The organism is Methyloceanibacter sp., from assembly GCF_050999895.1.
Lineage (GTDB): Bacteria > Pseudomonadota > Alphaproteobacteria > Rhizobiales > Methyloligellaceae > Methyloceanibacter.
This window is the reverse complement of the sequence record NZ_JBPCOU010000088.1, coordinates 1-12,632: the sequence shown is the minus strand read 5'-3', so window position 1 is coordinate 12,632 and position 12,632 is coordinate 1. Positions and strand designations below refer to the sequence as shown.

At 64.1% G+C, this 12,632-nt stretch carries 9 protein-coding genes; 8 read left to right on the top strand and 1 reads right to left on the bottom strand.

All coding sequences use genetic code 11. The features are described 5' to 3' along the window. Positions 1-6 precede the first annotated feature (6 nt). Positions 7-843, top strand: coding sequence for a L,D-transpeptidase (locus tag ACR2J1_RS10025; RefSeq protein ID WP_434019186.1), 837 nt, complete (start codon positions 7-9; stop codon positions 841-843). Here the strand turns inward: ACR2J1_RS10025 and ubiG are convergent. Then, complete coding sequence (gene ubiG, locus ACR2J1_RS10020) at positions 840-1,589, bottom strand: bifunctional 2-polyprenyl-6-hydroxyphenol methylase/3-demethylubiquinol 3-O-methyltransferase UbiG (RefSeq protein ID WP_434019185.1); 750 nt, start codon at positions 1,587-1,589, stop codon at positions 840-842. The genes ACR2J1_RS10025 and ubiG overlap by 4 nt on opposite strands. A gap of 187 nt (positions 1,590-1,776) precedes the next feature. On the opposite strand from ubiG, the gene ACR2J1_RS10015 reads away from it, so the two are divergent. From ACR2J1_RS10015 to clpB, 7 genes are all read left to right on the top strand, one after another. After that, entirely contained in the window at positions 1,777-3,081 is a 1,305-nt protein-coding gene (locus ACR2J1_RS10015) for an aspartate kinase (RefSeq protein ID WP_434019184.1), read from the top strand. Between the two features lie 65 nt (positions 3,082-3,146). After that, positions 3,147-5,408: a phosphoenolpyruvate--protein phosphotransferase gene (ptsP, locus tag ACR2J1_RS10010; RefSeq protein WP_434019183.1), complete on the top strand. Its 2,262-nt coding sequence runs from the start codon at positions 3,147-3,149 to the stop codon at positions 5,406-5,408. A gap of 144 nt (positions 5,409-5,552) precedes the next feature. Then, positions 5,553-6,548: a hypothetical protein gene (locus tag ACR2J1_RS10005; RefSeq protein WP_434019182.1), complete on the top strand. Its 996-nt coding sequence runs from the start codon at positions 5,553-5,555 to the stop codon at positions 6,546-6,548. 18 nt (positions 6,549-6,566) lie between these two features. After that, positions 6,567-7,658, top strand: coding sequence for a peptide chain release factor 1 (gene prfA, locus ACR2J1_RS10000; protein ID WP_434019181.1), 1,092 nt, complete (start codon positions 6,567-6,569; stop codon positions 7,656-7,658). After that, positions 7,651-8,538: a peptide chain release factor N(5)-glutamine methyltransferase gene (gene prmC, locus ACR2J1_RS09995; RefSeq protein WP_434019180.1), complete on the top strand. Its 888-nt coding sequence runs from the start codon at positions 7,651-7,653 to the stop codon at positions 8,536-8,538. The genes prfA and prmC overlap by 8 nt, the downstream gene beginning before the upstream one ends. 415 nt (positions 8,539-8,953) lie before the next feature. After that, on the top strand, positions 8,954-9,655 hold the full coding sequence (locus ACR2J1_RS09990; protein ID WP_434019179.1) for a DUF4167 domain-containing protein: 702 nt from the start codon (positions 8,954-8,956) through the stop codon (positions 9,653-9,655). Positions 9,656-9,862: 207 nt separating this feature from the next. Next, the gene (gene clpB, locus ACR2J1_RS09985; protein WP_434019178.1) at positions 9,863-12,463 is read left to right on the top strand and encodes an ATP-dependent chaperone ClpB; all 2,601 of its coding nucleotides are present in this window, start codon (positions 9,863-9,865) and stop codon (positions 12,461-12,463) included. Positions 12,464-12,632 lie beyond the last annotated feature (169 nt).

The following is a 12,632-nucleotide window of genomic DNA, read 5'->3' as shown; positions in this document are numbered from 1 at the left end:
GATTTCATGCCTCTCACGACTCTTCGCCGTCCGTTCGGGATTCAGCATGGGCTGATTGCAGCCCTGGTTTTTGCCGCCATGCTTGCCTTTTCTGCGAGTGTGCAGGCTGAGCCCGCATCTTCGTCGCAACCGCAGCCGGTCTATCCTGGCGCGACCGAATCGACGCAGGCGGTCCCCGACGCGGCATCCGAGGCTGCGCCAAAGGACGCTCCGGCGCCCGCTTCCAATGCAGAAGCCGAGGCGACGGAAGAAGAGCCGGCTAAACCAAAGTCCGATGTCGTCATCACCATCGACAAAGAAAACCAGAATATGACGGTCTTTGTCGATGGCGTGGAGCAATATGCGTGGCCCGTCTCTACCGGTATCCGCGGCTATTCCACGCCGTCAGGCAGCTACACTGTCAGCTCAATGAATAAGATCTGGTACAGCAAGCAATGGGACAATGCGCCCATGCCTCACGCCATCTTCTTCACGAAGAAGGGCCATGCCATCCACGGCACCCATGAAACCAAGCGGCTGGGCACGGCCGCCTCGCATGGTTGCGTGCGCCTGTCGCCGAAGAACGCGGAGACGCTTTACACGCTGGTGAAGGATACCGGGATGGAGAATGTCAAGGTCGTGCTGGAGGGCGAGACGCCCGGCGGTGAAGCCAAAATCGCCAAGACCGAGCAGCGCTATCCCAGCCAAACGCAACCCTGGTTCACGCCGGATCAGCCCTATGCCGACCGGCGCCGCTGGCGGCGGGGCTTTTTTGGGCAGGCGCGACCTTACTACAATGGCCCGCAGGGCTATTATCAGGCCCCTAGCTACCAGCAGAAGCGCTACCGCCGCCGGGGCTATTAAGCCCGCATCGCCGTCGTGAAGTAGTTCACGTCGGTGTCGGACGAGAGCCGCCAAATATCGGTGAGCGGGTTGTAGACCATGCCGGTCGTGTCGCTGGGCGTGAGGCCCGCGCTTCGCAGGGCCGCGCTCAACTCCTGCGGCGTCACGAAGCGCTCCCATTGATGGGTGCCGGCGGGAATCCAGCGCAAGATCAACTCGGCGCCGACAATGGCCAGCGCATAAGCCTTCAAGGTGCGGTTGAGGGTGGAGAGGATCAGCACGCCGCCTGGCCCCACTAAAGGTGCCACGCCGCGAATGAAGGCGGGAACGTCAGGGACGTGCTCCACCACCTCCAGCAGCATGACCGCGTCAAAGGCCTCGCCGCGCGCGGCCATGTTTTCTGCGGTGACCGCCTCGTAGCGGATGGCGATCCCGCCCCCTTCGGCGTGAATTCTGGCCCCCTTGATGCTCTCCTCGGCGGGGTCAATGCCGGTGATGTCGGCGCCGAGCCGTGCCAAGGGTTCGCAGACGAGGCCGCCGCCACAGCCAATATCCAGAATTCTCAGGCCTTTGAGGCTCGCGGCCTGGGTCTTGTCGCGGCCGAAGCGCTTGCAGAGCTGGTCGCGAATATAGGTGAGGCGGACTGGGTTGATGCGATGGAGCGGCTTGAAGGGCCCCTTGGTGTCCCACCAATCGCTCGCTAGCCGCTCGAAACGTCTGACCTCCTCGGCATCGAGTGTCGTCGAACTGCTAGGGCGGGGGGTCATGGCCTATAGGTCTCCTCCCGCTCCTAGCCTGTCAAGGCGACCGACGACCGAAGCCAGGTGAAGCCAGGTTGCAGCCCCGGTTTTCAATCAGTATGAAGGGCCATCGGCCGGCCCCCCTCGGGGCCGGCTCTCTTATTGCTGGGACAGGCTCAGCGCTTAAGGATGACGCTGTGACCCGGATGGGAAAGTGGCCCTCTTAGTCCTGAAATTCGGCGGTACGTCGGTCGCCGATCTCGAGCGCATCCGCAACGCCGCGCTGCATGTGAAGCGCGAGGTCGAGGCGGGCCACGCCTGTGCCGTCGTGGTCTCGGCCATGGCGGGGCAAACCAACCAGCTTGTCGGCTGGGTGGAGGAGGCTTGGGGCTACGAAGAGCGCCAGCAGAACGGCGAGGACGCGTCCGCGCATTATGACGGCCGCGAATATGACGCCGTGGTCTCCTCCGGCGAGCAGGTCACATCAGGGCTTCTCGCCATCGTGCTTCAGGCCATGGGCGTCAAAGCCCGCTCCTGGCAGGGCTGGCAAATTCCGCTGCGCACCGACAGCGCCCATCGCGCCGCGCGAATCATCGGCATCGATGTCGAGGAGCTGAAGGGGCGGCTCAATGGCGGCGAGGTTGCGGTCGTTGCCGGCTTTCAGGGCATCGCGCCGGAAAATCGCATCAGTACGCTCGGCCGCGGCGGCTCCGACACCAGCGCCGTGGCGCTGGGAGCGGCGCTCCAGGCGGAACGTTGCGACATCTATACTGATGTCGATGGCGTCTACACCACCGACCCCAAGATCGTGCCCCGGGCGCATCGCCTTGACAGGATCTCCTACGAAGAGATGCTGGAAATGGCCTCCCTTGGCGCCAAGGTCTTGCAGACGCGCTCGGTCGAGCTTGCCATGCAGCGCGGCGTGCGCGTGCTTGTGCGTTCGAGCTTCGATCATCCAGGTTACGGCGGGCAGCCGCCGGAGCATGGCGTGGAAGGACTGGGTACACTTGTTTGCCATGAGGATGAGATCGTGGAGCAAAATGTCGTCAGCGGGATCGCTTATGCGCGGGATGAAGCCAAGGTCACCCTTCTGAAGATCGCGGACAAGCCGGGCGTCGCGGCGCAGGTCTTCGGGCCGTTGGCCAGCGCCAATATCAATGTCGACATGATCGTGCAGAACGTGTCCGAAGACGGCTACACGGACCTCACCTTCACCGTCCAAGGCTCGGACCTCGATCGGGCCTTGGAGGTCTTGAGAAAAGCCCAGGATCGCATTGGGTATTTTGACTTGCGCGGCTCGACCGACATCGCCAAGGTATCGGCGATCGGCGTCGGTATGCGCAGTCATGCCGGTGTGGCGGCGCAAATGTTCAGCGCGCTGGCCGAAAAGGGCATCAATATCGAGGCAATCTCGACATCAGAGATCAAAATCAGCGTCTTGATCGATGCGGCCTATGCCGAACTCGCGGTAAGGACGCTGCATTCCTTGTTCGGTTTGGACAGCCGCGAGCGGCCTTAGCCGGCTCATCCGACGTCATTCATGCAGCTTGATCGGCGTTCGAGCCGCTGGCGAGGATTGGTGCCATGCCCACCCCGGTAGGCGCTCCAAGACAATTGCTCCGCCGCCTTCGCGAAGTGATGGCGGGACGGGAGAGCGCGCAGATTCGGCTGGACCGGGTCGTGGTCCTGATCGCCTCGAATATGGTCGCTGAGGTGTGCTCGCTCTATCTGCGCCGGCGCGACGGATCGCTGGAGCTGTTCGCCACCGAAGGTCTTAAGCACGAGGCCGTGCACAACACGCATCTGAAGCGCGGCGAGGGCCTTGTCGGCATGATCGCCGAGCAGGCGGAGCCGATGCAGTTCGCCGAGGCGCAAACGCATCCGGCCTTCTCCTACCGGCCGGAAACGGGCGAAGAAATCTACCACGCCTTTCTCGGCGTGCCGATCCTGCGCGGCGGTCACACCATCGGCGTCCTTACCGTGCAGAACCGCACGCAGCGGCATTACAGCGACGAAGAAGTCGAGGCGCTACAAACCACGGCGATGGTGCTCGCCGAGATGCTGGCGTCGGGCGGCTTCACCGTCAGCGACGATGTCGGCGGGGAGGCGCGGCGGGAAGCCGGCATCCGCTTCACCGGCCTGTCCATCTCAGAAGGCGTCGCGCTCGGTCATGTGGTGCTGCATGAGCCGCGTATCGTCGTGACGAAGCTGATCTCAGACGATGTCGAGCTCGAGCGGCGGCGCCTGTCGCAGGCCATCGAGGAGCTGACCGGCATGATCGACGGCATGCTCGATCGCGGCGACATGGCGCGCGCCGGCGAGCATCGCGAGGTGCTGGAAGCGTTCCGCATGTTCGCTCACGATCATGGCTGGCGGCGGCGTCTGGACGAGGCGCTGCTCACCGGCCTGACCGCGGAAGCCGCCGTGCAGCGCGTCCGCAACGATACCCGCGCGCGCATGCTGCGGCAGACCGACATGTATTCCCGCGAGCGCCTGCACGATATCGACGATCTCTCCAATCGCCTGTTGCGGCTCCTTTCGGGCGAGTTCGGCACGGCCGCGACCGGGAACCTGCCCCAGGACACAATTCTTGTAGCCCGTACCATGGGTCCGGCCGAGCTCCTCGATTATGACCGTCAGCGCCTTCGCGCCCTTGTGCTCGAGGAGGCCGGTGCGACAAGCCACGTGGCCATCGTCGCGCGCGCCCTCGGCATCGTGGCGCTCAGCCAGGTGAAAGGCGTGGTGGAGGAGGTTGAATCCGGCGATCCCGCGATCGTCGACGCCGAGGCGGGCGAGCTGCATATCCGGCCGACGCAGGAACTTGTCGATGCCTATTCCGACAAGGTCCGCTTCCGCGCGCGGCGCCAGGCGCAATACGGCGCCTTGCGGACATTGCCGGCGGAGACCTTGGATGGCGAGCGGGTAGGCCTGCACATCAATGCCGGGCTCCTGTTCGATCTGCCGCATCTCAATCAGTCGGGCGCCGACGGCATCGGGCTCTTCCGCACCGAGCTGCAATTCATGATCGCGGCGACCTTTCCGCGGCTGGAGCAGCAGACGCGTCTCTACAAGTCGATTCTCGATTCCGCCGGCGATCGCCCTGTCGTGTTCCGCTCCCTCGATGTGGGGGGCGATAAAGTGCTGCCCTATTTCCGTGCGGGCAAGGAGGAGAATCCAGCGATCGGTTGGCGTGCCATCCGCATGGCGCTGGATCGCCCGGCTTTATTCCGCACGCAGATGCGAGCGCTGCTCAGAGCCGCGCATGGGCGTGAGCTGCGCATCATGTTGCCGATGATCGCCGACGTCAGCGAGTTCAGGCAAGCGCGCGCCTTGATCGATCGGGAAGTCGGGCTCCTCAAACAGCATGGCCGCCCGGAGCCGAAGCGCCTGCTGGTCGGCGCCATGGTCGAGGTGCCGTCGTTGTTGTGGCAGCTCGATCCGCTTTTCCAGGCGGCCGATTTCGCATCCGTGGGCTCGAACGATTTGATGCAATTCCTGTTCGCGGCGGACCGGGGCAATGTGCGCGTCGCCGACCGCTTCGATTCCCTCAATCCGGCGGGGCTGAGGGCGCTTGCGATGATTGTCGCGGCCGCGCAGAAGCATGACAAGCCTCTAACGCTTTGCGGAGAAATGGCCGGCAAGCCGTTGGAGGCGATGACGCTTATCGGCCTCGGCTTTCGCTCGATTTCTATGGCCCCGGCCTCTGTGGGGCCGGTGAAAGCCATGATCCTCTCGCTCGATGCCGCGCAGCTTAAGGGTAAGCTCGACGAGCTTTTGAATAAAGATTGCACGTCCCTGCGCGCGGACCTAAAGCTCTTTGCGGCGGAGAAAGGCGTGCAAATATGACACGCACCACCGCGACTCCGGGCGGAGCCCGCCCGAAGGCTTGCAAAGTCCCATTCGATGAGCTTGTCTTAGGGCACGATCGTTGGATGCCCGCCTCCGGACGCTCCCGACAGGCGGCGCTTGCATATTCACGGGATTAAGGAAATGCCAGCCAGCTACGATGCTGAGGTGGCAGAGCTGTTTCGCGACCTTCGGGCCGCGAGCAATTTGTCAGAGAACGATCTCGCGGGAGCGCTTGGCACCCGCGTTGACGTCGTGCAGGCGCTCGAGCAGGGCGCGCTTTACGCCCTGCCTCCCTGGACCGAGACCTGCCGCGTCATCAATGGCTATGGCGAGCTTCTCAATCTTGATGTCCGTCCTCTGCTCCGGCGCATCTACGCGCAGGTGGAAGCGGGCATCGTCGAGTTGCAGCCTCCCGGCGGCCCGGATCTTCCCGTGATGCCCCGTTCGGAAACGGTCGATTTCGAATTCCCCGAGAGTGCCGAACCGTTCGCTCCCTTTCCGACCTCCGCTCCGGAGCCTCCGCCCTGGCCCGAGCCGCAGCCGTTGGTGCCCGACCGCCGCGAGCAACCGCGGCCGCCTCAGGCGCGGCCGCCGCAAAATCAGCCGGCGCAGACTTCTCCGGGACAATCCTATCCGCCGCAACAATTCCCCGGGCGGCCGCAATCGCCGCTGCCGCAATCCCCAGTGCAGCCGCGCCCGGGCCAGCCTCAAGCGCAGCCGCTGCGTCCGGGACAGCCTTATCCGCCACAGCCTCAGCCGGGGCAGCAATACGCGCCGCCGCCACAGCAGCAGTCGCGTCCGCGCCCGCCGCGCCAGCCGGGGGCTGAATCCTTTCCGCCTTATTCCAACGGCGCCCAGCCCGCGCCTGCACCGACGCCGATGAAGGCGGAAAAGCCGCAAGTGCCCGCTCCCGTGGCGCCGGATGCAAAGCCGCCGCGGCGGGGCCTCCTGAAGTGGGGCGTGGTGGCGCTCACTATTTCCGCAGCCATATTTGGGCTATGGCTGGCGCTCGGCGACTCCTCTAGTCCGCCGACGCCCTCGCCGTCAGGATCCAAATCACCGGAGGCTTCCGATCGCGTGCTCGATCCAGACGATCCGCGCAGCCGTAAGGCCGACCGGCTTCCAAGCCCCTTATAGGCTGCTAGCCCCTTCGTCATGAGCACGATTCCCGCTGAAAAGCTCGATAAGCTTGTCGCCCGTTGGGAGACGGTGCAAGGCATGCTCTCGACCGGCCCCGACCAGGAAACCTATGTGCGCCTGTCGCGGGAGTTCGCCGATCTCGCTCCCCTCGTCGCGACCATCGCCGCGCTCCGGAAAGCCAAGCGCGAGCGGAAAGATTTAGAGCAGCTCATCAACGACCCTGCCTCGGATGCCGCGATGAACGCGCTTGCCGAGGAGGAAGTCGAGGTCCTCGATTCGCAGATCGAGGAACTGGAGCACCGCCTGACGGTGCAGTTGCTGCCCAAGGACTCCGCCGACGAGAAGAGCGCGATATTGGAAGTTCGCGCCGGAACGGGAGGTGACGAGGCAGCGCTCTTTGCCGCCGATCTGTTCCGCATGTATCAGCGCTATGCCGATCAGCATGGCTGGAAGGTCAGCGTTCTTTCCGCAAGCGAGTCCGCGACAGGCGGTTACAAGGAAATCATCGCCAACATCACGGGCAAGGGCGTGTTCGCGCGGCTGAAATTCGAGTCCGGCGTGCACCGCGTGCAGCGGGTGCCCGACACCGAGGCGCAAGGCCGCATTCATACTTCGGCCGCAACGGTCGCCGTGCTTCCCGAGGCCGAAGAGGTCGACGTTAAAATCGAGGACAAGGACCTTCGGATCGATGTGTACCGCGCGAGCGGTCCCGGCGGACAGTCGGTGAACACGACCGACAGCGCGGTCAGAATCACGCATATCCCCTCGTGCCTCGTCGTCATCCAGCAGGACGAGAAATCGCAGCATAAGAATAGGGCGAAGGCCATGACGGTGCTGCGTTCGCGCCTTTACGACATGGAGCGCGCGAAGCTCGATGCGGAGCGGGCACAGAATCGCCGCAGCCAGATCGGGAGCGGCGATCGTTCTCAGCGCATTCGCACCTATAATTTCCCGCAAGGACGGGTCACGGATCATCGTATCGGACTCACCCTGCACAAGCTCGACCTCGTGCTCGAAGGCGAGGGCCTCGACGAGATTATCGATGCGCTCATCACCGACTATCAGTCGAGCCAACTCGCGGAGATGCAGGAAGAGGCGCATGGGTGAGATCGCAGGCGCCGGGCAGACTCTGGCAAAAGCGTGGATGGCGGCCGCCGGTCTGATGCGTCAGTCGGGAATCGCGAGGCCGGAACTCGACGCGCGGCTGCTTCTTTGTCATGCCGCCGTTATCGACCATGAGACCTTCGTGGCGCGGCCGGACCAGGCGCTTGCGCCCGAATTGATGACGCGCTTCGGCGCCTTGGTGGAGAGCCGGCTGCGCGGCGTGCCGGTGTCCCGCCTCGTCGGGCTGAGGGAGTTCTACGGCCGCAGCTTTGTTATCAACGACGATACTCTGGATCCCCGGCCTGACACCGAAACCCTGATCGAGGCGGCGCTGGCGGTCGTCGATGTGGGCGGACCGCGGAATAGGGCACTCCGTCTTATGGACCTTGGAACGGGGACCGGCTGCATTCTCATCACGCTTCTGGCCGAGTTGCCCCGCGCAATCGGGATTGGGGTCGATCGCAGCGCGGCCGCGCTCGCGTTGGCAAGGGAGAATGCGCAGCGCCTTGGCGTTGCGGACCGCGCGCAGTTCGTGGCCGGAGATTGGCTTGCGGGTATCGGCGATGGTGCCTGCGATATGATCCTCGCCAACCCGCCTTATATTGAAACGGCGGAGATTGCGGCCCTTGCGCCAGAGGTGCGCGACCATGATCCCTTCATGGCTCTGGACGGTGGCGAGGACGGTCTTGACGCCTACCGGCAGATCGCCGCGCGGGCGGGCTCGGTGCTGCAAAAGGGCGGCAAACTCATCGTCGAGATCGGGTCGGAGCAGGCGGATGCCGTGCCCGCGCTCTTCCGCGCTCACGGCCTGGATGTGGACCACGATAATTGTGCCCGGCGGGACCTCGCGGGACTTCCCCGCTGCATCGTAGCGTCCTCGTAACCAAGCCCGGAACATGGTGCCGCATGCCAAAAAAGGGCTTGGAAAATCGGGAGTGACGGGTTAGCTTTAGCCTAGGGAATTGATATTTCTCGGCCTTGGCGTTGACACGCGCGGCCGGTTGCAAAGGCAACAAGAGCGGATATCTCGTGAATCTCGATTGAAGGTCGGCGTGCCTCTCGGGACGTTCAGGAGACGCTCAACCGCCCATCGAGATTGAGGTTGGCTGGCGCTAGCGATACCGAGCGCGTTGCGCCGGAGATAGATCCAAGACAGGCAACGACAACGTTTTTTACAGACGGTTTGGTGGGCTGATCCGGCTCTCCGGGTACGGACTGCGTGAAGACGCAGGCGGGATCTGCCTTAGTGCAGGGAAGAAAATGCGGCGTCGCCGCTAATAAGGGTTGAATAGAAGTCTATGAGGCAAGGACCACAGCAGAATCGCAGGGGGCGCGGCCGCGGCCGTAAGCCTCAGAATACACTCGCGCGGAGTTTCGAGTCGAACGGGCCCGACGTAAAGATCCGCGGGACCGCGGCGCATATCGCCGAGAAGTACACCTCGCTCGCACGGGACGCGCTCTCTTCGGGGGATCTGATCACGGCGGAGAGCTATCTCCAATACGCCGAGCATTATAATCGCATCATCATGGCGGCCCAGGCCCAGCTCGGACCGAACGGCAACCAGCCGAATGACGGCTCGAACGGCGGCAGCTTCCGGCCGCGCTGGAGCGACGGCAGCGACTACGACGATAGCGATGACGACGAGACAGGGCCGCCCAACACGCAGGCGAGCGGCGGTGAAGGCCGCGGTGAGAACCGGAGCGGGGAAAATCGGAATGAAAGCCGTGGCGGCGAGAATCGCAACGAAAGCCGCGGCGGCGAGAACCGGAGCGAAAGTCGTGGCAGGGAGAATCGCAACGAAGGTCGTGGCGGGGAGAATCGCAACGAAGCTCGCGGCGGCGAAAATCGCATTGAGGGCCGTAGCCAGGGACGCGATCAAGGGCGTGACCAGCCACGGCGTCAGGTCTCCAATGGCGTACCGTCGCGTGAAGGCAACGGTAACGGCGCCGAACAGCCGGAGCCGCAGGCGGCCGACGAAGGCGCCGATCCGGTGAGCTGACGATCCTCACAGCTTGGTCTTACCGCACATCCAGGTTCTTCTCGACGCTCCCGGCCTGAGAATCGCTAAGGTTTGATTTAGGTTTTTTTTCCTGGTCTCCATGGCGCTATATCTGCGTTAAAGGAGCGCGCGTATATTCATGCCGCCTCGGCCTCGCGGTCGGCGTTGGACCCGACCCGTACATCCGGCGTGCCAGAAGGGAGACCTATGGATTTCGAGAAACTGTCCGATCGTCTGAAAGGGTTCCTGCAGTCGGCGCAGACGCTCGCCAACCGCGAGGGTAACCCGCAGATCACGCCCGAACATCTCCTGAAGGTGCTGCTCGACGACCCGGAAGGCCTCGCCGCGGGCCTCATCACGCGCGCGGGCGGGCAGCCGAAAAAGGCGCTGGAGGCGACCGAGGCCGCGCTCGGCAAGCTGCCCAAGGTGAGCGGCGGCTCGAGCCAGGTCTATATGGCGCCGGCGACGCAGCGGGTGCTCGATGCAGCCGAGCAGATCGCGACCAAGGCAGGCGACAGCTTCGTCACCGTGGAGCGCGTGCTGCAAGCGCTGACGCAATCCAAGGAAGCGGACGCGAAGCGCATTCTGGCCGATACCGGCGTCACGCAATCCTCGCTCGACGCCGCCATCAACGATTTGCGCAAAGGCCGCACCGCGGACAGCGCGTCCGCCGAGCAGGCCTATGACGCGCTCAAGCGCTATACGCGCGACTTCACCGAGGCTGCGGCCAAGGGCCAGCTCGACCCCGTGATCGGGCGCGACGAGGAAATTCGCCGCACGATCCAGGTCCTGTCGCGGCGCACCAAGAACAATCCCGTGCTGATCGGCGAGCCCGGCGTCGGCAAGACGGCCATCGCGGAAGGCCTCGCCTATCGCATCGTGAAGGGCGACGTGCCCGAGAGCCTGAAAGACAAGAAGGTGCTGGCGCTCGACATGGGCTCGCTCATCGCCGGCGCGAAATATCGCGGCGAGTTCGAGGAGCGGCTGAAATCGGTGCTCTCCGAGGTGCAGTCCGCCGGCGGGCAGATCATCCTCTTCATCGACGAGATGCACACATTGGTCGGCGCCGGCAAGGCCGACGGCGCGATGGACGCCTCCAACCTGCTCAAGCCGGCTCTCGCGCGCGGCGAGCTTCATTGCGTCGGCGCCACCACGCTCGACGAATACCGCAAGCATGTGGAGAAGGACGCGGCGCTCGCCAGGCGCTTCCAGCCCATCTTCGTGCCCGAGCCGTCGGTCGAGGACACCATCTCCATCCTGCGCGGGCTGAAAGAGAAATACGAGTTGCATCACGGCGTGCGCATCTCCGATGCCGCGCTCGTCTCCGCGGCCGTGCTTTCCAACCGCTACATCACCGACCGCTTCCTGCCCGACAAGGCGATCGACCTCGTCGACGAGGCGGCATCTAGGCTCCGCATGCAGATCGATTCCAAGCCCGAGGCGCTGGACGAGCTCGACCGCCGCATCATGCAACTTCGCATTGAGCGCGAGGCGCTGCGCAAAGAGGCCGACAAGGCCTCGCAGGAGCGGCTGGAGCGCCTCGACAAGGAGCTCGGCAATCTCGAGGCGAAGGCGCAAGTGCTCTCGCAGAGCTGGCAGGACGAGAAGCAGAAGCTCAATTCCGCGCAGAAGCTGAAGGAGCATCTCGACGCCGCGCGCATCGAGCTCGAGCAGGCGCAGCGCAAGGGCGATCTCGCCAAGGCCGGCGAGCTTGCCTACGGGGTGATCCCGGATCTCGAGAAGAAGCTGAAGGACATGGAGGAGGCCGAGGATCAGGGCGGGGCGATGGCGCAGGAGGTCGTCACGCCGGACCTCATCGCGCAGATCGTGTCGCGCTGGACCGGCATCCCGGTCGACAAGATGCTGGAAGGCGAGCGCGAGAAGCTGCTCCAGATGGAAGAGAACATCATCCGCCGCGTCGTCGGCCAGGACGAGGCCGTGCATGCGGTCGCGACCGCCGTGCGCCGCAGCCGCGCAGGGCTACAGGATCCTAACCGGCCGATGGGCTCGTTCATGTTCTTAGGCCCGACCGGCGTCGGCAAGACCGAGCTGTCGCGTGCGCTCGCCGAGTTCCTGTTCGACGACGAGCACGCCATGATCCGCATCGACATGAGCGAATATATGGAGAAGCATTCCGTCGCGCGGCTGATCGGCGCGCCTCCCGGCTATGTCGGCTATGAAGAGGGCGGCGCGCTGACCGAGGCCGTGCGGCGCCGGCCCTATCAGGTCATTCTGTTCGACGAGATCGAGAAGGCGCATCCGGACGTGTTCAACGTCCTGCTCCAGGTGCTTGACGACGGCCGGTTGACCGACGGGCAGGGCCGCACCGTCGACTTCCGCAACACGCTCATCATCATGACGTCCAATCTCGGCTCGGAATATCTCGTCAATCAGGCCGAGGGCGAGGACTCCGATGCCGTGCGCGGAGAGGTGATGGAGGTCGTGCGCGGCCATTTCCGCCCGGAGTTCCTGAACCGCATCGACGAGATCATCCTGTTCCATCGCCTGAAGCGCGATCAGATGACGCGCATCGTCGACATCCAGCTTCGCCGCCTGCAAAGTCTGCTCGCGGATCGCAAGATCATGCTCAATCTCGACGACAAGGCTAAGGAGTGGCTGGGCGCGAAGGGCTACGACCCGGCCTATGGCGCCAGGCCCTTGAAGCGCGTGATCCAGAAATTCGTGCAAGACCCGCTCGCCGAGATGATCCTGCAAGGCAAAGTGAAAGACGGCGATACCGTCAATGTCACCGCCGGCAAGGACGGCCTGATGTTCAACGGCGAAGCCGCGAAGGCGCGGGCCGCTTAGGGGGTATCACCGCCTGACGCAAATCGTGGATGCCCGCACAAGGCCGGGCATGACGAGGACAGGAGTAAGACAACGATGGGGCGGTGGTTACTGGATGCCCGCCTTCGCGGGCATGACAAGAACAGAGAGAGGCGGGGGAGGAGGGAGGAAAGAAGAGCCGGCGCGGAAT